This is a genomic window from Geminicoccaceae bacterium, assembly GCA_020638465.1.
GTDB lineage: Bacteria > Pseudomonadota > Alphaproteobacteria > Geminicoccales > Geminicoccaceae > JAGREO01.
The window spans coordinates 15,001-39,074 of sequence record JACKIM010000003.1; the positions used below are offsets into that span (position 1 = coordinate 15,001).

Consider the following 24,074-nt stretch of genomic DNA (forward strand, 5'->3'; position numbering starts at 1 on the left):
ATGCCACGTCCGTCCCGGTCTTTCGTGAATTCCCAAGGCGTTCGTTCGAGCTGTCCACCAGGCTCCCCGGCGACGAGGCGGGCTTATAACCACACTCTCCCTACCCCGCAATAAAAATCTTCAACACCACACCAAACAAATCTCAAATATCCAAACCAAAACCAGCGCCCCAAGCGCGACCGGCTCAGCCTATTTTGGTTCCCTTCCGGCCCGCGGCCGCTTCCCTCTCGATGAGTTTGCGCTCACGTTCGGCACCGGCCGCGTTGGCAAGAAAGGTGAAAACGGCAAAACGACGACCCCGTGTGACAGGCAATGCCTCGTGCAGCAGGTTGCACGAGAACACGACGGCCCCGCCCTGATCGGCGGAATAGAGTTCCCGGCCGAATTCGGGGAAGCATACCTGTCCGCCCTCATAATCCTGTGGATTGAGATTGAGGCTCATCGCGAAGGAACGATGCGCGGTATAGGGCGTGGAATTGTCGCGATGACGCTTGAAAAAATCGCCACGCGCCGAATCGTAGCAACCGACCCGAAGGGCCTCGAAACTCGCGGCATCGAAGTCGAAGGCCCGTTTCATCTCGGGGATCAGGCGCGACATCAACCGGCTCTTCAGGTGATTGAACAGACCCTGATCGGCAATCATGACATCGGCACGCTTCTTGACCTGCAGCCGCGTATCCTTCGCTCCCCGGTTGCTCGAAACCGTGTCCGTGACCTTGTCGCTTACCTGCCAGTAATCGATCAGCCGGCCGCAATCAGCCTTGTCGAGGATGTCGGGAACGATCAGAACTGGAGCCCCGGGCTGTCTCACCACACACGCGCTCGACTTGAAAATGTCCGTCGCAATCGCAATGGCCCGCTCGAACCTGTTGCCGTCAAGAACCGCAACGATCCGGCCACGCGGATTGACCACCAGCAACCCTGTCCCGGCGATACCGATGGCCTTGAACAGCTTGCCTTCGGGATCACGCAGGGGGGCGAAGCTCTCGGTCAGGGCGCCTCCCAGCGGTCTGACCGAAATGATGAACAGCCGTGCATCGAACGCCGCGAGCCTGCCCGCACAATCGACCAGTGTCTCGACGGGAGGCGAGTTTCCTTCTTCGTCGAACAGCCAGAAAACGTGGGTCTCGCCGGCGATGGACTGATGACGGAAGTTGAACAGCTTCCCGTCGTTGTCGGGTAGAACGACTTCGGGAAGCAAGTCGCCGACAATCAGGGCCGGTGGCCTGTTGTCGGCATTTTTGGCAATACTCATGCAGGTTCTCGATTCCGGAGTTTCATCCCAGCGGTTCTGCGGTAACCGCACCACCGTTATTCCACCTTGATCCTGATCATTCCACAACCCTGATGCCTTCTGGAATTATCCCAGGCGAACATCGCCACCGCCTCCATTCTCCACTACTGATCTCGTCGACCAAGCCGTGAAGGAACTGGGAAATGAACTGCCGCTCGATCGTCCTGCCTGCTTCGTCGGCCCCAATTTGCCCCTCTCTCTACTATACGGGCATGTCATGACTTTCCCTGACCGCCAAGATGCTCAGGCTAAACCAGCGGGAAAAGGCCTGCACGTTCCGACTGTCGCCTTCGAGGAGGAGTTCGCGTTTCCGGATCGCCCTATCCAACGGCAGATGCCCGAGCCAGACCTGGATCATGGTCCGCACATGCGCCGTTACGGCGAGCCCGATCTCGTAACCCGGATCGCGGACGCAGATTTCGATTTCGCCATCCCTGAACAGCAACCAGAAGCGGCTTCGCCCGGCCGGCACGCCCAGGAAATGGAAGAACACGACGAACGGGCGCTCCCCGGGAATACCCTCGCTGGTCACCCTGCGCCTGATGTTCCACATTAGAAGGTCGGGATCGAGGTTCTCGTCCCTGGTCATGTCGTCCCGGCTGTACGCCTGCGCCCAGCGTCCCATGCTCTCAAGTACGGGAAACAGGGCAAACCCCGCCTCGGTCAGGCCATAGGTGGTACCGCTCCCGCCTTCGGCGCGCTCACACCGGACAATGCCGTTGTGTTCCAGTTCCTTCAAACGCCGGGACAGCAAGGCGCTTGACATGCGGGGCAGGCCCCGCCGCAGATCAGCATATCGGCTGCCGCCGAAATAGAGCTCCCGCACAACCAACGGTGTCCACCGTGTTGTCAAAAGTTCGGCTGCCCGCGAAATCGGGCAGAACTGTCCATATCCCTGACGCTTGCCCATGTCCGGAGCCTACCGGTCCATTCTTGTCCATTCAACTTCAGTTTATGAACTTGAGCGCTTCGCCTGTCACCCGAAAATGGCGACATCACCTTCAGGTCATCAGGCAGCTCCTTGGCCTGTTGGTAAAAGCGGAATTGGAGAGGGCAAACGATGCGCACGGCAGAGAGATACGACGCCTGGACGGTGGGCCAGAGTTACGACCATTACATGGGCCGCTGGAGCGCCATGGTCGCTGACAGGTTCCTCGACTGGCTGAACGCGCCCGGCGCGGCAAACTGGCTTGAATTGGGATGCGGTACCGGAGCGCTGACCTCCGCAATCCTCGGGCGATGCGCTCCGGGCTCGGTACTCGCCACAGACGCTTCCGAGGACTTCGTCTTTCACGCGCAAGAGGCCATCATGGACCCGCGGGCCCGCTTCCGCGTCGCGGTCGCGGAAGACCTGCCCGCGGATGGCGGCAGCGTCGATGTCGTGACCTCGGGGCTTGTCCTGAACTTCCTGCCCGACCGCATCGCCGGACTCCTGGAAATGTGCCGCGTACTGCGCCCTGGCGGCCTTCTGTCATTTTATGTCTGGGACTATCCTGCCGGCGGCATCGGCTTCATCGACGCCTTCTGGAAGGCCGCAGCCTCTCTTGAGCCGGAGGCTGCCAAGCTTGACGAAGGATCGAGATTCCCCTTCTGCACGAGGAACGGGCTGGCGCGGCTATGCTCAGAGGCGGGGATCGCCGGACCGGAGATCGCTCCGATCGAGATCATCACGGAGTTTCCCGATTTCGAAGCCTTCTGGCATCCCTTCACGTTGGGAGCCGGTCCGGCTCCGGGCTATTGTATGAGCCTGCCCGAAGAACGACGCATGGCGCTGAAATCACTTCTGCAAGAGCGGCTGGGAATGGACGCGCCAGTCCGCCTCGGCGCGCGCGCCTGGGCCGTCAAGGCCCGATGTCCGGGTTAGACCCATGGAGACCGAACCCGGAAAAGTCGGCCATCTCTCTCGCGCGATGGTGGACGCGCTGGTCGAAGTGAATATCCGGCATCCCCTGAACCCCGCATCGGATGTCTTCATTCGGCGTCTGGCGCCACATTTCGGGCTGAAGCGCCTGAACGGGAAGTACCCTAATCCCCGTCGAGGTGGATGCACCTGCCCTCGCTCGCCGATTGCTCGGCAGCCAGCGCAAAACGGAGGACCTGACGCCCTTCGCGCGGTGTCAGCACGGGCTTACCGCCTGACCGCAAGGCCGCAAGGAAGTGGCGCGTGGACAGAATGAAGCTCTGCTCCCAGCCGGTCGGCACATCGTAGACGGTGATCTGCTCGTCGCGATAGAGCGTGACGGGTGGAGTGGCCCCGAGCCGCCCGTGGCCTCCGTTGATGAAGATCACACCGCTGGTACCGGTGATTTCCACGCGATCGTCCTGCGGATAGTGCCGCGATATCACCTCCATTTCCGGTGAATAGACGACCTCGAGATTCCCCACCCGATTTCCAGGGAATCGGAACGAAATCATCGACTGCGCATCGAAGCGGCTGCCTCCGCGCCCTTCGCATTCTCCGATGAAAGCGTGAACATCCGACGGATTGCCCATGAAGTGCCACGCGAGCGCGAACTTGTGGTGACCATCGTCGAAGACCAGCGGCCCGCCGCCGGACCGTTCGCGCTGCTGCCGCCACGCGGTCGCGGATTCCGGCACCTCCCACGCGGTCCGGCTGCGGGCGGCATTCGACTTGATCCGAATGGAAAGGGGCTTGCCGATGGCTCCCGCATCAATCAGCTCCCGAGCCTTGAGAACCGGCGGATAGAAGATGAAATTTTCGAAGACCTTCACTGGCCGGTCGTGGGCTTCGGCCGCAGCGACCAGCCGGTCCGCCTCTTCCAGGTTGCGGCACATCGGCTTTTGTACCGAGACGATCTTGCCGGCATCGATCGCCTTGAGCGCCACCGGGAGGTGCAGGTGATGCGGGAGCAGGATCTCGACAAGGTCGATTTCCGGTCGATTGAGGAATGTCTCGACATCGTCATCGACAGCGACATCGCCGATCCCCCATGCCTGCGCCCTCGAACGCGCCAGATCGGCATCCCGGTCGCACAAAGCGACGATGGCGGCATCGGGATTGGCCAGATATTCGAGCGCATGCAGATCGGATATCCGGCCGGTGCCGATAATCCCCACCCTGACAGGTCGAGTGTTCATGTGTCGCTTCCTCCCTCTTGGCCGGCACGGCCGATGCTGGTGACGATCGAACCCAGTTCCCTCATCCGCCGCTCGTCGATGCGCACGGATGGGCCCGAAATGCCGATGGCGGCCACCATGTACCCATTGTCGTCGATGATCGGGCCGGCCACGCAGCGTATACCCGTGGCGAACTCCTCGTTGTCGACGGCATAGCCGCGACGGCGCGTGGCAGCGATTTCATCGGTCAATTCCACTTCAACGGTCAGCGTCCGGACGGTGAACGACGGCAATTGCCCCGGCAGGCGGGCGTGCCCGAAGGCGAGAAATGCCTTGCCCAATGCCGTGCAATGCAACGGCGCCAGCGAACCGACGGGGTGATCGACCTTCAATGGCAAGGCGGAATCGACCTTGTCGATGTACCAGACGCGCGCACCGACCAGTACCGCCAGATGGGCACATTCACCCGTCATGTCTACGATGTCTTCAAGGCGGCCGCGCCACGCTTCCTTGACGGCCACGATCTCCTCCAGCGTGTGTCCGCCCCGCCGGCCGGCCACGACCTTGCGGCTGGGAAAATACCGGCGACCGCCATTCTGCTCGGCATAGCCCGCGGCAACCAGTGTCTTGAGGATATGGGCCGCATTCGACTTGTCGATACCGAGCACCTGGGCGACATCCGTCAGCCTTACCGGCTCGCGCGCCGATATCATGTAGTCCAGCACCGCCAGGCCTCGGGTCAGGGATTGGAGCAGTCGCATTCTTCACACCCGGTTCCGCCAGGGTCACACGTACTCGGCCGGAAGCCCTGTTCGAAGACGGGGCCGCCATGCGCTCGGGCTCCGCCATTGCCGGGCGATTTTGACGCAATGGCGCCCGTATGCAATCCTCATTGTTGACATAGAGCAAATTTCTTGATGATTCCCGATGATAACGCTGGCTAAAAGTGCCGCATTTCAAAAACCAAGGGAGAGCGATGTGGAAATGATCAAACGCAGGAGCTTCCTGCTCGGCTCGACATGCATGGGCGTTCTCGCGATGTCGGCCCCTCCTGCTGTTGCGCAATCGGGTGAAATCACGATCAGTCACTATTTCACCGGTGAACTCGGTCTCAAGGCGTTCAACGATCAGGTCGCGAAATTCACCGAGGCGACAGGGATCGCCGTCAGGGAAAGCCCGGTCGGGCATGAGGATTTCAAGACCGACATCCTTGTACGCGCCGCCGGCAACAGCCTGCCCGACGTCTTCAGCTACTGGGCCGGCGCGCGCGTCCAGTTCATCGTCGATTCCGGCAGCCTGCACTCCATCGACGACATGTGGGCACGGGATGGCCTGGATTCGGTCATCGCGAAGCCCGTGGCCGACAGTGCGACCCAGTACAATGGTCATCGATATCTCGTGCCGTTCAATTATCACTATGCCGGCATGTTCTATAATGCGAAGGTGCTCGCCGATGCCGGGGTTTCGGACATGCCGAAGTCCTGGGACGATTTCCTTGCCCTGTGCGACGTGTTGAAGGCGCAGGGGGTCACCCCCATCGCGCTCGGCTCGAAGAACCGGTGGCCGGCCCAGTTCTGGTTCGACTACCTGCTGCTGCGCACAGCCGGCCCGGACTATCGGGCCCGGCTCATGTCGGGGGCGGCGAAATATTCGGACCCCGAGGTGGCGGAAGCCATGGACCTGTGGAAGTCATTGTTCGACAAGGGGTATTTTGTCGACAATGCCAATGCCGACGACTGGACGGATGCTGCCGACAAGGTGGCCCGCGGCGACGCCGCCATGACCTTGATGGGCACATGGATCACCGGCTACTGGAACGGCATGGAGCTGGTTCCCGGACAGGACTACGATTTCTTCGAATTCCCGCAGGTGAGCGACGGGATCGCCAATGCCGCCGTCGGTCCGGTGGACGGCCTTGTGATCGCGAGCAATGCCGCCAATGTCGAGGGCGCGGAGAAGTTCCTCGCCTTCATGGTATCCGACCCCGGCGTGCAGGCCGACTGGGCGAATGCGCAAGGCGCCCTCTCGGCCAATGTCAATGTCGATCCGTCGAGCTACAACGCGGTCATGCAGAAGGCGGCGGCAACGGTTGCCGGCGCCGACGCGTTTGCCTTCAACTACGATCTTGCCACGCCTCCGCCCGTGGCCGAGGTCGGACTTTCGATGTTCGCCCGCTTCATCGACGATCCCTCGCAGTCGGCCGATATCCTTGCCCAGGTGACTGGCGACGCCGAAGCAGCCTTCAAGCAATGATATTCCCCGGTGAACCATCTCCGCGAGGGGATGGTTCACCGGGCCAATCCTGACGACGCAAGCGGGACGGCCACGGATGGAACGGCACAATCGTTACTGGCGCACAGTGCTTCTGGCACCACCGCTCCTGATGTTCTCCGTCTTCGTCATCTGGCCGCTCTTCAGTTCATTCTATTACAGCTTCACCGACTGGAACGGATTTTCCAGCGACTACAGGTTCGTCGGCTTCGCCAATTTCATGAAGATCACGACAGACAGGCTGTTCCTTCAGGCAGCCATCAACACTTCGATATGGATGGTCGCAGCCATTATCCTGCCGACGGCACTGGGCCTTGCCCTGGCACTGTTGCTCGATGTGAAGATTCCCGGTGCCCGGATATTCAAGAGCGTATTCTATCTGCCAATCTGCCTGTCGGCGGTGATTGTCGGACAGATCTGGACATGGATTTACCAGCCGGACTGGGGGCTTTTGAATACGCTCGTCAGTGCGGTCATCAACGAGAAATTCAACTATGCGTGGCTGGCCCGGCCTGGCAGTGCGCTCTGGTCGGTTATCGTTGCATGGTCATGGCAACAGACCGGACTGTCGATGGTCATCTACCTGGCAGGATTGACAGCCATCGACGACGACATGCTCAAGGCCAGCGCCCTGGATGGCGCCACCCCGTGGCAGCGCATCCGCTTCATCGTCCTGCCGCTGCTAACCCCCTCGACCGTGGTGGTGATCGCCCTGGCCGTCATCAACTCGCTCAAGGGCTTCGACATCCTCTACATCATGACCGGCGGCGGCCCGTTCAACAGTTCCGACACACTCGCCATGCACATGTACAACGAGAGTTTCAAGAAATACCTGATGGGCTACGGCAGTGCGATCGCGGTGGTCCTGTTCCTGATCGCGATGGCGATCATCGGCCTCTATTTCCGCCAGTTGCGCAAGGTGGAGAGGATCTATGGATGACAGAAACTGCGGGCCGTACAATCCATGGCCGGTCGCGGTCTTCCTCATTCTCTGTCTGCTGGCCGTATTGTTCCTTCTGCCGACCGTTGGAGTTCTCCTCTCGTCGATCAAGACGACGCGCGACATAGCTCTCGGCGACCTCTGGGCGATCCCCTCCAGCCTCCATATGGGCAATTTCACCGAGGTGCTCGGCAATCCCGCCGTACATGTGTATTTTCTCAACACCCTGCTGGTGACTCTCCCGGCGACGATCCTGTCGATCGCGCTCGGCGTGCTTGCCGGCTACGTCTTTGCCAGGATGCCCTTCCGCGGCTCGAACGTCCTGTTCCTCATCGTCGTCGCCGGCATGTTCTTTCCGCCCCAGGTCATCCTTGTCCCGCTCTTCCGGATGTTCAATGCCCTGGGACTCATCGACACGCTCTGGCCGATCATCATCGTTCACAGCGCCCTCGGCATTCCGATCTGCACGTTGCTGATGCGCAATTTCTTTGCCACCATTCCCGGCGCCATGCGCGAATCGGCCATCGTCGAAGGGGCCAGCGAGTGGCAGGTGCTCACCATGGTGGTCCTGCCGCTGAGCCTTCCCGCCCTGGCCGTGCTCGCCACGCTGCAATTCACCTGGATATGGAATGACTTCCTTTGGCCACTGATCTTCACCCAGTCCGACGACAAGCGGACCATCATGATCGGAATCGTCAACCTGAAGGGACAGTATTCGGTGGCCTGGGGCGTACAGGGAGCGCTGTCGCTGGTTGCGAGCCTGCCGACCCTGCTCGTCTTCCTGTTCTTCCAGCGCTACTTCATCAAGGGCCTGACCATGGGGGCCGTAAAAGGATAGCAGCCTGCCGTCTTCGGCCCGGAATGCACAATCAGTCGCGTCGTTGACATGAAAAAGCTCCGGGAGCAGGGCTCCCGGAGCTATCACAATGACAAGATTCGCCTCTTGCGGATCGGCTGGCGTCAGTGCACCAGATCGAAGCGATCGGCGTTCATGACCTTTGTCCAGGCCGCAACGAAGTCGCGAACGAACTTCTCCTTGTTGTCGTCCTGGGCATAGACCTCGGCATAGGCGCGCAACACGGCGTTCGAGCCGAATACCAGATCGACACGGGTGGCGGTCCACTTCGCCGCATCGGTCTTGCGGTCGCGGATCTCGTAGGTTCCGTTGCCTGCCGGAACCCAGCGATAGTCCATGTCGGTCAGGTTGACGAAGAAGTCGGTGGTCAGTGCACCTTCCTTGTCAGTGAACACGCCATGCTTGCTGCCGCCATGGTTGGTCCCCATCACCCGCATGCCACCGACAAGTGCGGTCATCTCATGCGCCGTCAGGCCCATGAGCTGGGTGCGGTCGAGCAGCAGTTCCTCGCCCGGCACAGCGTAGTCCTTCTTCAGCCAATTGCGGTAGCCATCATGGATCGGTTCGAGCGGTGCAAACGAATCGGCATCGGTTATGTCGTCGGTTGCATCGCCGCGGCCGGGAGAGAACGGCACCTCGATATCGAAACCGGCCGCCTTGGCAGCCTTCTCGACACCGACATTGCCGGCAAGCACGATGACATCGGCGAGGCTCGCGCCCGTTTCCTTTGCGATCGGCTCCAGCACTCCCAGCACCTTCGCAAGCCGCTGCGGCTCGTTGCCGGCCCAATCCTTCTGCGGTGCGAGGCGGAGGCGGGCACCATTGGCACCACCGCGCATGTCCGAACCACGGAAGGTGCGGGCACTGTCCCAGGCCGTTGCGACCATCTCGGCGACGGAAAGGCCGCTGGCGGCGATCTTCGCCTTGACCGCCTTGACATCGTAACCGGTGTTGCCGGCGGGGACCGGGTCCTGCCAGATCAGGTCCTCCTGCGGCGCATCCGGGCCGATGTAGCGGGTACGCGGACCCATGTCGCGATGGGTCAGCTTGAACCATGCGCGCGCGAAGGTTTCGGAGAGATAGTCCGGATTCTTGTAGAATTTCTCCGAGATCGCGCGATAGGCGGGATCCTTGATCATCGCCATGTCGGCGTCGGTCATGATCGGGTTGCGGCGGATCGAGGGGTTGTCGGCATCGACCGGCTTGTCCTCCTCCTTGATGTCGATCGGCTCCCACTGGTTGGCACCGGCCGGGCTCTTCTTCAGCTCCCAGTCATAGGTGAAGAGCAGGTAGAAATAGCCATTGTCCCATTTGGTCGGATGGGTCGTCCAGGCACCTTCGATGCCGGAGGAAACCGCCTGCGACGCCCTGCCGGGCTTCTGGTTCGGGTTGGCCCAGCCAAGCCCCTGCATCTCGACCCCGGCACCTTCGGGCTCGGGACCGAGGGCCGACGCATCGCCGTTGCCGTGGCACTTGCCGACGGTGTGGCCACCAGCGGTAAGAGCCACGGTTTCCTCGTCGTTCATCGCCATCCGGGCGAAGGTCTCGCGGATCTGCGCCGCGGTCCTGAGCGGATCGGGCTTGCCGTTGACGCCTTCGGGATTGACGTAGATCAGCCCCATCTGCACGGCTGCGAGCGGGTTCTCCATGGTGTCGGGTTTGCTGACATCGCCGTAGCGCTCATCCGAGGGAGCCAGCCACTGGCGCTCCGCACCCCAATAGGTATCCAGTTCCGGATGCCAGATGTCCTCGCGGCCGAAGGCGAAACCGTAGGTCTTCAGGCCCATCGACTCGTAGGCCATGGTGCCGGCGAGGACGAGCAGGTCGGCCCAGCTCAGGCGATTGCCATACTTCTTCTTGATCGGCCAGAGCAGGCGGCGGGCCTTGTCGAGGCTGACATTGTCCGGCCAGGAGTTCAGCGGCGCGAAACGCTGGTTGCCGGTATTACCACCGCCCCGGCCGTCGGCGATGCGGTAGGTACCGGCGGCATGCCAGGACATGCGGATCATCAGGCCGCCATAGTGGCCCCAGTCGGCCGGCCACCATTCCTGGCTGTCGGTCATGAGCGCCTTGAGATCCTTCTTCAGCGCCTCGACGTCGAGCTTGCGGACCTCTTCCCGGTAGTTGAAGTCCTTGCCCATCGGGTTGGTCTTGGTATCGTGCTGGTGGAGAATTTCCAGCTTGAGCGCATTGGGCCACCAGTCCATGACTGACTTCCCGGTAGCTGTCACGCCCCCGTGCATGACCGGACACTTGCCCGCGTTGTTCGTATCGGTTCCGTGCATATCGACCTCCGACGCACCGTGTATGTGAAAATGATCAGGAGGACGAACGCGCCTTCGGATCTGGTCTTCGCGATTCCTTGTCCACGGGCCTTCGAGGCCGGGCCTCGCGCGGGGCGTCATCCTCTTGTGCGCCGAACTCTATCAGGAATTTTCATAATTTTAATTTGAAATTTCTAATCTGTTTCATAACCTCTCCCTATGGCACAGGTCACCCTGAAACATTTGCGCTATTTCGAAGCTCTCGCCCGCCATTGCCATTTCGGCCGGGCCGCCGAAGCCTGCGCCATTTCCCAGCCAGCCCTGTCCGTACAGGTGAAGGAACTTGAGGAAATCCTGGGTGCGCCGCTCATCGAAAGGGGGTTGCGGCAGACACGGCTGACCAGCCTGGGCGAGGTTTTTGCGTCACGTGCACGCGACATCCTTCGTGCCGTGGACGAACTGGCCGACCTTGCCCGGGCCTCGCACAGCCCGTTCGTCGGCCGGCTGCGCATCGGCGTCATTCCGACGATCGCCCCCTACCTGCTGCCGGCCATCATCAAGGAAATCACCCGGGATTTTCCCGGCCTCGACCTGCGACCGCGCGAGGCGGTGACGCAAAAGCTGATCGAGGACCTCATGGAAGGCCGGCTCGACACCGCCATCGTCGCCCTTCCCGTCTCCGAGCCATCGTTGAACGAAACGGCCCTGTTCGACGAGGAGTTCGTCCTGGTTCGCTCTTTGAACGACTCGAACCGGCCACCGCCGAACGCGCAGATGCTGCGCGAGATGAAACTCCTGTTGCTCGAGGAAGGGCACTGCTTCCGCGATCAGGCGATTTCCTATTGCAAGCTCTCGTCCTTCCGGCCGAGCGAACTGATCGAAGGCAGTTCGCTCTCGACCCTGGTGCAGATGGTGGGTGCCGACATCGGCGTCACCCTCATTCCGCAGATGGCGGTCGCCGTCGAGACCCGCTCGGCAGCAGTCTCCGTGGTCCGCCTGCCGCGCCCCAGGCCGACACGGACGATCGGCATGGTCTGGCGCAGGACCAACCCGCTGTCCGACGAACTCACCCATATCGCCGGCATCATCGCCCGCGCAGGCATTCAATCGTGAAGGTCGAACGGACGCCAGACGCGGAAACAAAACCATCGACAATTTCACGATTTCATATTAATCCGTGAAGTAGAAAAGGATATCCCATGACCAGATTTGCCGCCCGCCTGAATTCCTTTGCCGCATGTGCTCATGCAGCGTCGCCGCAATTCAAGGGCAAGCCGACTCCGATGATGCTGGCACAGCGCGCGGCGGGCGTGCCCGGCCTGACCCATGTGGATCTCAACTTTCCGGATCACGTTGACGATGACATTGGTACCGTGAAGCGGAAGATCAATGAGATGGGGCTCAAGGTCAACGGGCTCGCCATGCGCTACTATTCCAACCCCGCCTTCAGGCTGGGCGCCTTCACGAACCCCGATCCCGTCGTTCGTCGCGAGGCCATCGACCTTACCAGGCGGGGAATCGATGCCGCCCTCGAAATGGGCGCGCCGCTCATGACGATATGGCTCGGCCAGGATGGCTTCGATTACAGCTTCCAGGCCGACTATTCGCGGATATGGCAGGATGAGGTCGACGGGATCCGCGAAGTTGCCGGACATGCTCCCGAATGCATGGTGTCGATCGAATACAAGCCCAACGAGCCGCGTTCCTATGCACTGCTTCCCGACGTGGCCACGACATTGCTGGCCATCGACGAAGCCGGATGCGACAATCTCGGAGTCACGCTTGATTTTGCCCATGTCCTTTATGCCGACGAGATGCCGGCCCTTGCGGCCGCCCATGTCGCCCGGCGCTCCCGTTTGCTGGGCCTCCACCTCAACGATGGATACGGCAAGAGGGACGATGGCCTGATGGTGGCATCCGTCCATCCGCAGGCGACGCTGGAACTGCTGTGGCAGATCCGGCGCGACGGCTATGACGGCGTCATCTATTTCGACACCTTCCCCGATGCATCGGGCATTGACCCGGTGGAGGAATGCGCGACCAATATCGAGACGGTGGAACGCCTCCTCGCGATGTGCGACCGGATCGATGCTGATAATGCCCTGAAAATCGCCATGAACCGGCAGAATTCTCCTCTCGCCCAGAGAGCCATGGGGCGGATCATGTCCGGGTCCTGGTCTTGATGACTTTACGAGATACCGTGAAGTATGGAGATTCGCAGGCCTGCGACCCACGGGCTATCGGCGCTCAGATCCGCATGAAGCTGCCGTTGCTGACACCGCTTGAAGCACGCGTCGTGACGGTCTTGACCGATCGAAACGACATCACGTTCGAAACCCCGTTGCGCGAGGTGTCGAACGATGCCGGCGTTTCCGAGGCGATGATCGTCAAGATTGCGAAAAAGCTTGGCTTCAACGGTTTCCGCGATCTGCGAGAGGCCCTTGTCGTCTACCGCCAGACCGATGTCGCATCGTTGCATCATGAGATTTCCCCCGACGATACGACTGCCGACATCGTGCGGAAGGTCTTCCGCACGGCAGTGCAGGCGCTTGAGGAAACCATGTCGATCCTCGACATGGAGGCATTCGAGCAGGCAGCGGATCTTCTCCATTCGGCGCGCATCCGCGACTTCTACGGTCTTGGCGGCTCAGCACAGATTGCCCGCGACGTCTCACACAAGTTCCTGCGGATCGGACTTCGCAGCACCGTCCATGACGATGCACACATGATGCTGATGTCGGCGTCTCTTCTCGGCCCACAGGACATCGCTGTCTGTTTCAGCCATTCCGGAGCGACGAGAGCGGTATTGGAGGCGGCCCGCCTGGCTCGCCGGAACGGTGCGCGAACGATCGCCCTGACAAATTACGCCTCCTCGCCAATTGTCGAGGTCGCGAACGTGGTTCTGTGCTCGACGGCACAGGGATCGCCGCTACTCGGAGAGAACGCCGCCGCCCGGATCGCCCAGCTCAATATCATGGATGCCATATTTGTCGCGGTCGCCCAGCGCAGCTTCGGTCTGGCCGAAAAACAGTTGGCAAGGACAATGGCCGCCGTCGACTCGTCGAGGAACGAGAAGGTGAGACTGTGAACCCCCGCCGGACGGTCCTCGTTGTCGGTAGCCTGCACTATGACATTTTCGTCGAGGCGCCTCATCGTCCTGAAGCGGGCGAAACCGTCACCGGCCATCGCTGGTTTCCGAAGTCCGGTGGCAAGGGCGGCAATCAGGCCACGGCCATCGCCGGCACCGGATGCCGCTGCCGGATGGTATCAGCGGTGGGCCGCGACGATTTCGCGACCTTCCTCATGGACCGGCTGGCGGCGGCAGGGGTCGAGACCGACCGGGTCCAGGTCACGGACGGGGCCGGCTCCGGAATGAGCGTGGCGATTGCCGATGCTGGTGGAGACTACGGTGCCGTGATCGTGTCCGGGTCCAATCTCCTGATAGAACCGGCAGTATTCGACGATCCGTGTTTATGGGACGATGTCGGATATCTGATACTGCAGAATGAGGTCCCCGAGGAGATCAACCTTGCGGCTGCCCGGGCGGCCCGTTCGCGCGGCATAGAAATCGTCCTGAATGCCGCCCCCGCTCGGCCCATGGGCATGGAATTCCTTTCACTTGTCGATGTTCTCGTGGTCAATGCCGGGGAGGCGCGGATGATGTGCGGTGTCCATGTCGATGCGATCGCCGCGGCCGAACGGGCGGCCCTTCTGCTTGCTGAACACTTTCCTGTCGCAATCGTGACCGCCGGCGGGAATGGCGTTGCGGCAGCATCCGGCAAGGAAGCCTTTTTCGAGCCGGCACACAAGGTCGAGGTCATCAGCACACACGGGGCGGGAGATCACTTCATCGGGAATTTCGTCTCTTCCCGGCTCAGTGGCCAATCTCTCCGAGGGGCCATTCGCCATGCCAACAATGCCGCCGCGGCCCACATTTCCCGGAAATCCTGACATGCAACGGTTCGCGTTCTGCCTTCAGGCCGGAGCGACCGTCAATGGCCGCCCCATTTTTGTTGCGGATGAGGCCGGGGTTGACCGTGGTCATGCACGGGGCGGGAATAAACTGTCATTGTAATCGCACAGGCGGCTTCGGGACGAATTTCATGGCTTGGCATTCCCACTGGCTCGATCGCGGTTTCCGCCCCTTCTTCATGGGGGCCGGTCTATGGGCCGTGCTGGCGATGATGCACTGGCTGCACATGCTGGCGGGGATCGGCACGCAGTCCAGTGCGCTTGAGCCGATGGCATGGCATCGGCACGAGATGATCTTCGGCTATGGCGGTGCAGCCATGGCCGGCTTTCTCCTCACGGCGATACCCAACTGGACGGGACGCCTGCCGGTACGCGGCCTGCCGCTGCTGGGTTTGTTCCTGCTGTGGGTGGCAGGACGACTTGCCGATCTCGGCTCCGGCGAATGGGCAGGTGCGACGGCAGCGCTGGTGGCAGCGGTCGTCGACAGCGGTTTCTGGGCTGTACTGGTGGCTGTCATCCTGCGTGAGCTGGTGACCGGCAAGAACAATCGCAACCTGCCCGTCGCCGGGCTGGTGGCGTTCGTCGGCGTGGCATCGGCGCTCGATCAGGCGGGCTACGATTTCGCCTGGCGACAGGGGCTTGGCGGGATCGTCATGCTCATTCTCCTGGTCGGCGGCCGCGTGACGCCGAGCTTCACCCGCAACTGGCTCGTCAAGGAAGGCTGCGATCATCTTCCGGCACCATTCGGACCATTCGACCGGGTGGCACTGGGAACCGCACTGGCGGCCCTTGTCGCATGGATCGTCCTGCCGGAGGCGGAATGGACGAGCCTGCTGCTGGTGGCAGCCGGCCTTGCCGGCCTCGTGCGCCTGGGACGATGGCAGGGACACCGCACCTTCGCCGAACCGCTGGTGACAATCCTGCATGTGGGATATGGCTGGATCGCCATGGGTCTCCTGCTGGTGGGACTCGACGGGTGGCAGGGCGGCTTGCCGATATCGGCCGTGCACGCACTGACCGCCGGCGGGGTGGCCGTGATGTCGCTGGCGGTGATGACCCGGGCCAGCCTTGGCCATAGCGGTCGCCCCCTGCATGCGGGAATGGGCCTCACGGTCATCTACCTGCTGGTCAATGCGGGAGCATTGCTGAGGGTGACGGCCGAGCTCTGGCCCCTGCCCTATGACGAGATGATCCTGGTCTCCGGCGTGATCTGGGCAGCCGGATTCCTCTTCTACGTCGTGATGTTCACGCCCATGTGGATTCTTGCCCGGCGCAAGAAGGGGGGAGGACGAGGCGGAAACGAGGTGGAACCCGCCCCCTCTCGTTAGGAGGCTCCTCGGGATTTTCCTTTCCGCATCGGGAAAAAGAGCAACCTGTGCCACAACGGGCAGTCTTCCACCAATGGCAAAGCTGTCCGCCGTGGGCAAGCAGTGCTATCAGCTACCGATCGTGAAACAGGGAATGGCTGTCAGGAGTGCTCGACCCGATGTCGGGCAAGGCCGTGCCCGGGGAGCGGAAATGCCATGAACGAAGCGGTGGCGGCGATGGCCCGCACTGCCGGGCTGAGCCCGGATGATCTGGAAATGCTGCGGACAATACCGATTTTTCAGGGCTTTGCCGATACGCAATGGCTGAAGCTTCTCCCGATCATGCGGGTTCGTTCCTACAGCCGCAACCAGATCATCTACAGCCAGGGTGACGTGGCCGACTACATTTACATCGTGCTCCAGGGCTGGATGCGCATCTTCCGTTCGCTGCCCGATGGTAACGAGGTCACGGTGAACCTCTTCACCACGGGAGAAAGTCTCGCGGAGGCAGCCATCTTCGCCGGCGACACCTACCCGGTGTCCGGCGGCACCGTCGAGGATTCCCGGCTGCTGCTGGTATCTGCCACCGGTCTGCGTTCGCTGCTGGGAAATGATCCGAAACTGGCGTTGAACATGTTGGCCAGCATGTCGCAAAAGCTGCACTTTCTCGTCCGCCAGCTCGAACAGGTATCCAATCGCACGGCAAGACAGCGGGTGGCGGCATTCCTGCTGACACTTGCGGAAAAGCAGAAGACATCGACCATCCGCCTGCCGATCGACAAGCATCTGATCGCGGGACGGTTGGGAATGCAGCCCGAGACCTTTTCGCGTGCGCTGACGAAACTGCGCGCCGACGGGGTTTCCACACGTGGGGGCATGGTCCATCTGGCGGACATCAACCGCATAAGACATGTCGTCAATGCCTGATACCGACCGAGTTCCTGTTCCGGTGAAGGCATTCGCTTCCATCAGAACACTGCCCGTTCGTCGATGAACGACCGCCAGATCAACGCCTTTCGTCACGTCATGCGTCATGGCTCGATCACCGCCGCAGCCCAGGCGCTCAACGTTTCACAGCCCGCGGTGAGCCGGCTGATCGCCGATCTCGAACGCCAACTCGGCTTTGCCCTGCTGATCCGCAGCGGCGGACGCTCGACGCCGACGGCCGAGGCCCATGCCTTCAATCAGGAGGTCGAGCGCATGTTCTACGGGCTCGACCGGCTCGCCACCGTTGCCGCCGAAATCCGCGACCTGCGGCGCGCCCGGCTGCGCATCGCAAGCCTGCCGGTGCTCAGCTTCCAGATCGTACCGCAGGCCATGCAGCAATTCCTCTCCGGTCACCGCGGCGTGGCGATCACGCATGGCGTCTACACCTCGGCACTGATCCTTGATCTGCTCGCTTCCCGCCAGATCGATCTCGGCATTGCCCAGGTGCACGCCGGCAGGACCGACATCGACGTCCTTGCCGCATTCCGCAGCGAATGTGTCTGCGTCATGCAACCGGATCATCCCCTCGCATCGAGACCGCACCTGTCACCCGCCGACCTGCGCGACCACGATCTCGTCGTCCTCGGTCACAACACCGTGACATGGAACCATCTGATCCGGCGCTTCGAGGAAGCCGGTGTCGAACTGCGCATCACCGCCGAAACCCAACCATCCTTTTCGGCTTGCGGACTGGCGGCATTGGGCGTGGGCATCGCCATTGTCGATCCGGTCACGCCGGGGGTCTACGGCCCGGCACTGGCAACGGTCCCCTTCACGCCGACCGTCCCCTTTGACTTCGCCATCGCCAAACCGACCGGCATGCCACTGACCCGGCCGGCGGAGGCGTTCCTAGCCGACCTCGTGTCGACGATCGGACTTTATCCCGGTTTCGGCATCAACCTTCGCCGGATTCCAGCCGGATCATAACATTTGCGCATGGAATGACCGGGTTATTGTATTTGACTTTATTGCATGCACGGCTTTCGATATCCGCCACATCAACAATTTCCGGGGATGGACAAGATGATCATCGGCAGACGGAACTTTCTCGCCGGATCGGCCCTCGCCACCACGGCAGTCCTTGCGGGCGCCACACCGGGACCGGCTCGGGCGGCAACCAGGCGCCTGCGCATTCACACGCTGGTCAAGTCACCCCATCCCTACAACGACATGGCCGCTGCCATGAAGGAACAGATCGAGGCGGCCAGCCAGGGCGCACTTGAGGTGCAGATCTTCGATGCTGGCCAGCTTGGCCAGGATCCCGCCGTGATCAGCGAATTGTCGTTGGGCACGATCGACATGATGATCTCGACGGCTTCCAATGCCGCCGAACAGATACCGGAATATGCGATCTTCACGATGCCCTACCTGTTTGGCGGCCTTGACGGTCTGATCGGGCATATCGGTCCGGGAACGCCGGTTCAGGAGCATTTCGAAAAGGTCTACGCCGAACGGGGCGTGGGCATGAAGCTCCTTGCCCTCGGCGGTTCGGGAACCCGCAACCTCTCTGCCGCCAAGGTCAAGGTGGAGCATGTGGCCGATCTCGAAGGTCTCAAGATGCGCACGACCCAGTCACCGATGGACAGTGCGACATGGGCGGCCCTGGGCATGCTTCCCGTGACCGTCGCCTGGGGCGAATTGTATGCGGCCATGCAGACCGGCGTTGCCGACGCCATGGAAAGCTCGCTTCCGGGCTACAATGGCTCCAAGCTCTATGAGGTTGCGCCGCATCTGGCGCTGACCGAACATACCGTGCAGATCAATCACATCTCCATGTCGCAGCGCAGCTGGGACGGCCTCGATGCCGAGCTTCAGGCGATCGTCCAGGATGCGGCGACCGCAGCCAACAAGCTGGGCCTCGACAAGGCCATGCAGTATGACAGCGAGTTGGTGGCCAAGCTGGAATCCGAAAATGGCGTGACCGTCACCCGTCCCGACAAGCAGGAATTCATCGACCGCCTCGAACCGATCCAGAAGGAGCTCGCGGCCAAACTCGACGTTGTCGAGGAATACGAGCTGCTGAAGGCAAGCTGAGCGCCGTGGCGCCGACATCCATCTGATCGCCGGCCGTGGGCCCATCCCTGCGCCTTGCGGCCGGTTTGTGGATACACCAATGTTCAAGCGCCTTTGTAACGGCCTGATGTGGGTCGCCGAAACCCTGTCCTGGATCGCGTTCGCCGCACTGATCGTCACCGTGGCGTGGCAGGTTTCCGCGCGAAACCTGTTGCAGACACCGACGATCTGGACAAGCGACGTCGCCCAGATCCTGTTTACCTGGCTGATCTTCGTGGGGGCAGCCATCGGTCTGCGGCGCCATGCCCATTATTTCGTCGATCTCGTTCCCGCAGGCCATCCCCGCCTTGGTCGGTTGCTCGACTGGCTGGGCATCCTGGCAGGTGCGATCGTTGCCGCGATCCTCATCCGGCAGGGCTGGGTGCTGGCCCAGATCCGCGCTTCGGGCGTCGTGCAGTCACTGGGAATCTCCCGTTTCTGGACCTTCCTTGCCCTCCCGACCGGCGGTTCCCTGATGGCCCTGTTCGTGATCGAGCGGGCGCTCGAACTCTGGCGCGACGGAACGCGAACGCAGGATGCGGCGGGCTCCCGATGAACCCACTGGTCCTGTTGCTCGGCTGCTTTTTTGTTCTCATCGCCCTGCGGGTGAACATCGGTTTTTCGCTGATCCTCGCCTCGGTCGTTGTCATGCTCGTCGAGGACCTGCCGCTCGCTTCGGTGGTCAACCAGATGTATGCCGGCATCGACAGCTTCACCCTGCTGGCCGTTCCGTTTTTCATGTTGCTCGGGCGGATCCTCAACGCGGGTTCGATCACCAACCGCCTGCTTGAGGTCGCCGATGCGACGGTCGGGCACGTCCGCGGCGGGCTGGGGCATGTCAACGTGTTCGTGTCGATGATCTTCGCCTCGCTGTCCGGTTCGGCCGCGGCCGATACGGCGAGCGTCGGCTCGATCCTCATCCCGGCCATGAAGAAAGCCGGCTATGCCCCGGCCTTTGCGGTGGCATTGACAGCGGCTTCCTCGACACTTGGCGTCATCATTCCACCGTCCATCATCCTCATCGTATACGGTGCGTTCGGCAATGTTTCCATAGGCGCACTGTTCCTCGGCGGTGTCGTTCCGGGCATGCTGATCGGCCTGTCGATGATGGGCTACACCTACATACTTGCCCGGAAATACGACTATCCCGCCAACCCCTTCCCCGGTGCGCGCAAGCTCGTCGGCGTACTGGCGCGCGGGGCAGCGCCTCTGTTGATCCCCGTGCTGGTCCTGGGCGGTATCGTGGGCGGTCTTTTCACACCGACCGAAGGGGCGATTGTCGCCGTCCTCTGGGCGTTGTTCCTTTCGCTGTTCGTCTATCGGGACATTCCCTGGAAAAGCCTGCCGGCCCTGCTTTCGGCTGCCGTCATCGATTTCGCCATTCCCATGTTCACCGTCGCCAGTGCCGGCATTTTCGGCTGGATGATCGCCTATCTGGGCGCGGCGGACATCGTCGTGTCGTTCATCCTCGGCATCACCGACAATGGCTATCTGATCATGCTGATGCTGATCGGCTTCCTTCTCCTGGTGGGAATGGTTCTCAATCCGATATCGGCAACGCTGATCTTCCTTCCCGTCATCCAGTCCCTGGCCACGGTTGCCGGCGTCGATCCGGTGCACATGGGGATCGTCAGTACCATCACCCTGTCGGTGGGATTGATCACGCCACCTTATGGCATCTGCCTCCTGATCGCCTCGCAGATCGGTGAGGTACAGCTGGGTCGCGCCATGCTCGCCGCCGCCCCCATCTGCCTGCTGACGATTCTGGTCGCCGTGATCTCCCTTTTCGTGCCCGATCTGGTGCTGGGCTTGCCCAAGCTTCTCGTTCCCGAACTCTTTCGCAGCTGACACAGGAGACTGACCATGGCTCACATCAAACCCAAAGGCTCGTTCGTCGCCCTTGTGACGCCGATGAACCACGATGGCAGCATCGACTTCGAGGGCTTTCGCACATTGCTCGACTGGCATGCCGAGAACGGTACCGAAGCGGTATTGATCATGGGTTCGACCGGCGAGGTCTCCATGCTTTCCGCCGAGGAACGCAGGGAGATCATCAGCCGCACGGTGAAGATGAAGCCCGGCAACATGCTCATGTATTACGGCATCACCGGCAACAATACCGCCACGACCATCGAATATGCCCGTTTCGCCAAGGCGGAGGGTGCCGATGGCGCCATCATGGCCGCTCCCGCCTATATCTGCGCCGACAATGCCGCGATCACCGACTATGCGCTCGAAGTGCTCGACAGCACCGATCTGGCCATGGGTTTCTACAACAATCCGCCACGGGTGAAGACCGACCTGCACTGGAACGACCTGCTGAAGCTGGCCGATCATCCCAACATGGTCGTCCTCAAGGAATCGACGACCCGCGTCGGTCAGGTCGCCCAGGTCTGTGCAGCCAGGCCCGACATGTCGATCATGTGCTGCTGTTCCCCCAATCTGGGGCTGGTGATCCCGACCATGGCACTGGGTGGTCACGGTACCGCCAACATGACGGGCAACATCATTCCCCGGGAAATGGCCGTCATTTCCAAGCCCTGGGCCGACGGTACGGATGCCTTTGCCTGCCGTGAGGCGTGGCTGGAGAACCTGCCCATGCTGCACTTCGCCTATTCCACCATCAATCCGGTGTCGATCAAGACCCTCATGCGGGCTGTGGGTCTGCCTGCCGGCCCGCTGCGCAAGCCGCTTCAGCCCGCTTCGGCGCCCGTGCTGCAAGCCGGCCTCGACGCTTTCGAGACACTGGGCCTCGGTAAAAAATATGGCCTGCGGATGGACCGGAACGCGATTGCTGCCGAGTGATCACATGAGTATCCAGCGCCGGCTGAGCCTGTGTCACTGGGGTGCCTTCACCGCGAGCGTGGGAAATGGCAGGCTCGTCGAGGCTGTCCCCATGGACGGTAGCGGCGCCGATCCCGTGATGATCGGGCGTTGGCCGGAACTGGTCCATTCGCACCTGCGCATCGACCGCCCGCATGTGCGCCGCCGCTTTCTCGAACAAGGCGCGGCAGCGGGCGGCGAGGGACGCGGCAGCGACGAGATGGTGCCTGTCGACTGGGACACGGCGCTCGATCTGGTGGCGAGCGAAATTGCGCGCATCCATGAAACGTTCGGTCCACAGGCAATCTTTGGTGGTTCCTATGGCTGGTCGAGTGCAGGCCGGTTCCACCATGCCCGCACGCAAGTCCGGCGTTTTCTTGCCTCTGCCGGAGGGTTCACCGATCAGGTCGGCAATTACTCGTGGGGGGCCGCGCACGCCTTGCTGCCGCATGTCCTGGGATCGGCGGAAGCCGTTTCGGGGGCGGCCACCGGGTGGGAGAGTATCGCCGGTTCTACTGACACACTGGTGGCCTTTGGCGGGCTCAATCCCAAGAACTGGCGGGTGACGTCGGGCGGCGCCGGGTTCCACCGCATGCCCGAAGCCGTGGTTGAAGCCGCCCGGAACGGGGTGAAATTCATCATCGTCTCACCCCATGCCGACGATGTTCCCGACGGCATCGACGCGCTGACGATCCGGCCACGGCCCAACAGCGATACCGCGATCATGCTGGCACTCGCCCGCGAGGCCCTTGTCAGCGGGCGGGCCGACCTGCCCTTTCTCCAGCACTACACCGTGGGCCATGAGCAACTGGCCGACTATCTGCATGGCCGGATGGACGGAGTAGACAAAACACTGGAGTGGGCGGCAACCATTGCCGATGTTCCACATTCCACGCTTCGGGAATTGTGGCATCGAATCCGGAATGGCCGGGTGATGCTCACCGCGACGTGGTCCCTGCAACGTTCCCAATATGGCGAACAGCCCTATTGGGCACTCATCGCGCTTGCCGCCATGCTCGGCCAGATCGGCTTGCCGGGCGGCGGCTTCTGCTTCGGTTACGGTTCGCTCAACGCCGTGGGTGCGCGGGCGCGCAAGGGCTTCGTGCCTGCCATGCCCGCCATTTCCAACCCCGCAAACAGCGCCATTCCGGCAGCATCCATCCTCGACTGCCTTGCCCATCCGGGGAAGATCATCGCCTTCAACGGCAACACCCTCACCTTCCCTGACATCCGCCTCGTCTACTGGGCGGGCGGCAATCCCTTCCACCATGCCCAGGACCTGTTCGCCCTCGATGCCGCGTGGCGTCGGCCGCAGACCGTGATCGTCAACGAGCCATGGTGGACACCCGCCGCCCGCCGCGCCGACATCGTCCTGCCGGCCACCACATCGGCGGAACGCAACGATATCGGCGGCACTTCGCGTGACCCCCATGTCTTCGCCATGCCCCGTCTCGTGCCGCCGCAGGGCGAGGCACGAGACGACTTCACCATTTTCGCGGCTCTGGCCGAGCGCCTCGGTTGCCACCAGACGTTCACGGATGGACTCGACGAGCAGGGCTGGCTCACCCGGTTGTGGGTGGCGAACGAGGCCCGTGCGACCACCGCCGGCATCGACATTCCAAGTCTTGGCGAGCTCTTCGCCAAGGGGTGCTGGCGAGTACCGCCGCCGGACGGACCCGAAGTGATGCTGGCGGGATTCCGCGCCGATCCGGACGCTGTGCCACTTGCAACGCCATCCGGCCGCATCGAGCTGTTCAGCGCCACGATCGCCGGCTTCGGCCTCGATGACGTACCGGGACATCCGGCGTGGATTGAGCCAGTCGAATGGCTGGGCCGGGCGGCAGCCGATGAACTGCATCTGGTGACCAACCAGCCGTCGCGGCAATTGCACAGCCAGTTGTTCCAGACCCGGACCGACAATGGCCCGGCGCAGGTCGACATCGCGCCGTCCGATGCCGCAGCACGCGGGATCGGCAACGGTGCGCAGGTGCGGCTGTTCAATCGTCGTGGCGCGTGTCTGGCACAGGCGCATGTCAATCATGGCCTGCGTCCGGGTGTGCTGGCGATGCCGACGGGCGCATGGTTCGCCCCCGATCCCGCCCGGCCGCATCTCGAACGCAACGGCAATCCCAACGTGCTCACATCGTCCCGGACGACATCGGGCCTTGGTCAGGGATGCGCTGCCCTGAGCACGCTGGTGCGGATCGAGCCCTGGAATGTGGAAGGATAG

Annotated in this window: 21 protein-coding genes; 16 read left to right on the forward strand and 5 right to left on the reverse strand. The window is 62.0% G+C overall.

Going from position 1 to position 24,074, the window contains the following annotated elements; translation table 11 throughout:
* Positions 1-184: 184 nt before the first annotated feature.
* The gene (locus H6851_19715; GenBank protein MCB9945834.1) at positions 185-1,255 is read right to left on the reverse strand and encodes a 2OG-Fe(II) oxygenase; all 1,071 of its coding nucleotides are present in this window, start codon (positions 1,253-1,255) and stop codon (positions 185-187) included.
* A 241-nt stretch (positions 1,256-1,496) separates the two neighbouring features.
* Positions 1,497-2,126 (reverse strand): winged helix-turn-helix transcriptional regulator, encoded by a 630-nt coding sequence (locus H6851_19720; protein MCB9945835.1) that lies wholly within the window; start codon positions 2,124-2,126, stop codon positions 1,497-1,499.
* A gap of 228 nt (positions 2,127-2,354) precedes the next feature.
* Here H6851_19720 and H6851_19725 point away from each other — a divergent pair, with 228 nt between their 5' ends.
* Entirely contained in the window at positions 2,355-3,158 is an 804-nt protein-coding gene (locus H6851_19725; protein ID MCB9945836.1) for a class I SAM-dependent methyltransferase, read from the forward strand.
* 161 nt (positions 3,159-3,319) lie between these two features.
* Here the strand turns inward: H6851_19725 and H6851_19730 are convergent, their stop codons facing one another.
* Together H6851_19730 and H6851_19735 are read right to left on the reverse strand one after the other, a co-directional pair.
* Positions 3,320-4,393 carry a Gfo/Idh/MocA family oxidoreductase gene (locus H6851_19730; GenBank protein ID MCB9945837.1) on the reverse strand — a complete coding sequence of 358 codons (1,074 nt, stop codon included), beginning with the start codon at positions 4,391-4,393 and terminating at the stop codon, positions 3,320-3,322.
* Positions 4,390-5,133, reverse strand: coding sequence for an IclR family transcriptional regulator (locus H6851_19735; GenBank protein ID MCB9945838.1), 744 nt, complete (start codon positions 5,131-5,133; stop codon positions 4,390-4,392). The genes H6851_19730 and H6851_19735 overlap by 4 nt, the downstream gene beginning before the upstream one ends.
* Before the next feature lie 223 nt (positions 5,134-5,356).
* Here H6851_19735 and H6851_19740 point away from each other — a divergent pair, with 223 nt between their 5' ends.
* From H6851_19740 to H6851_19750, 3 genes are all read left to right on the forward strand, one after another.
* Positions 5,357-6,625, forward strand: coding sequence for an extracellular solute-binding protein (locus tag H6851_19740; GenBank protein ID MCB9945839.1), 1,269 nt, complete (start codon positions 5,357-5,359; stop codon positions 6,623-6,625).
* A gap of 76 nt (positions 6,626-6,701) precedes the next feature.
* Complete coding sequence (locus H6851_19745) at positions 6,702-7,583, forward strand: sugar ABC transporter permease (protein MCB9945840.1); 882 nt, start codon at positions 6,702-6,704, stop codon at positions 7,581-7,583.
* Complete coding sequence (locus H6851_19750) at positions 7,576-8,421, forward strand: carbohydrate ABC transporter permease (protein MCB9945841.1); 846 nt, start codon at positions 7,576-7,578, stop codon at positions 8,419-8,421. The genes H6851_19745 and H6851_19750 overlap by 8 nt, the downstream gene beginning before the upstream one ends.
* 122 nt (positions 8,422-8,543) lie before the next feature.
* Here the strand turns inward: H6851_19750 and katG are convergent, their stop codons facing one another.
* A complete protein-coding gene (gene katG / locus H6851_19755) occupies positions 8,544-10,724 on the reverse strand; it encodes a catalase/peroxidase HPI (GenBank protein ID MCB9945842.1) in 2,181 nt (726 codons plus the stop codon).
* Between the two features lie 198 nt (positions 10,725-10,922).
* On the opposite strand from katG, the gene H6851_19760 reads away from it, so the two are divergent.
* From H6851_19760 to H6851_19815, 12 genes are all read left to right on the forward strand, one after another.
* Positions 10,923-11,816, forward strand: coding sequence for a LysR family transcriptional regulator (locus tag H6851_19760; protein ID MCB9945843.1), 894 nt, complete (start codon positions 10,923-10,925; stop codon positions 11,814-11,816).
* 86 nt (positions 11,817-11,902) lie between these two features.
* Positions 11,903-12,886 carry a TIM barrel protein gene (locus H6851_19765; protein MCB9945844.1) on the forward strand — a complete coding sequence of 328 codons (984 nt, stop codon included), beginning with the start codon at positions 11,903-11,905 and terminating at the stop codon, positions 12,884-12,886.
* On the forward strand, positions 12,886-13,791 hold the full coding sequence (locus H6851_19770) for a MurR/RpiR family transcriptional regulator (protein ID MCB9945845.1): 906 nt from the start codon (positions 12,886-12,888) through the stop codon (positions 13,789-13,791). Before H6851_19765 ends, H6851_19770 begins: the two co-directional genes overlap by 1 nt.
* Positions 13,788-14,654 (forward strand): bifunctional hydroxymethylpyrimidine kinase/phosphomethylpyrimidine kinase, encoded by an 867-nt coding sequence (locus tag H6851_19775; GenBank protein MCB9945846.1) that lies wholly within the window; start codon positions 13,788-13,790, stop codon positions 14,652-14,654. The genes H6851_19770 and H6851_19775 overlap by 4 nt, the downstream gene beginning before the upstream one ends.
* A 152-nt stretch (positions 14,655-14,806) precedes the next feature.
* Positions 14,807-16,003 (forward strand): NnrS family protein, encoded by a 1,197-nt coding sequence (locus H6851_19780; GenBank protein MCB9945847.1) that lies wholly within the window; start codon positions 14,807-14,809, stop codon positions 16,001-16,003.
* 195 nt (positions 16,004-16,198) lie between these two features.
* On the forward strand, positions 16,199-16,909 hold the full coding sequence (locus tag H6851_19785) for a Crp/Fnr family transcriptional regulator (protein ID MCB9945848.1): 711 nt from the start codon (positions 16,199-16,201) through the stop codon (positions 16,907-16,909).
* Positions 16,910-16,972: 63 nt separating this feature from the next.
* Positions 16,973-17,896, forward strand: a complete 924-nt coding sequence (locus H6851_19790; GenBank protein MCB9945849.1) for a LysR family transcriptional regulator — start codon at positions 16,973-16,975, stop codon at positions 17,894-17,896.
* A 96-nt stretch (positions 17,897-17,992) separates the two neighbouring features.
* The gene (locus H6851_19795) at positions 17,993-19,003 is read left to right on the forward strand and encodes a TRAP transporter substrate-binding protein (protein ID MCB9945850.1); all 1,011 of its coding nucleotides are present in this window, start codon (positions 17,993-17,995) and stop codon (positions 19,001-19,003) included.
* Between the two features lie 79 nt (positions 19,004-19,082).
* On the forward strand, positions 19,083-19,577 hold the full coding sequence (locus H6851_19800) for a TRAP transporter small permease (GenBank protein ID MCB9945851.1): 495 nt from the start codon (positions 19,083-19,085) through the stop codon (positions 19,575-19,577).
* Entirely contained in the window at positions 19,574-20,869 is a 1,296-nt protein-coding gene (locus tag H6851_19805) for a TRAP transporter large permease (GenBank protein MCB9945852.1), read from the forward strand. Before H6851_19800 ends, H6851_19805 begins: the two co-directional genes overlap by 4 nt.
* Positions 20,870-20,884: 15 nt before the next feature.
* Complete coding sequence (locus tag H6851_19810) at positions 20,885-21,826, forward strand: dihydrodipicolinate synthase family protein (GenBank protein ID MCB9945853.1); 942 nt, start codon at positions 20,885-20,887, stop codon at positions 21,824-21,826.
* A gap of 4 nt (positions 21,827-21,830) precedes the next feature.
* Positions 21,831-24,074, forward strand: a complete 2,244-nt coding sequence (locus H6851_19815) for a molybdopterin-dependent oxidoreductase (protein MCB9945854.1) — start codon at positions 21,831-21,833, stop codon at positions 24,072-24,074.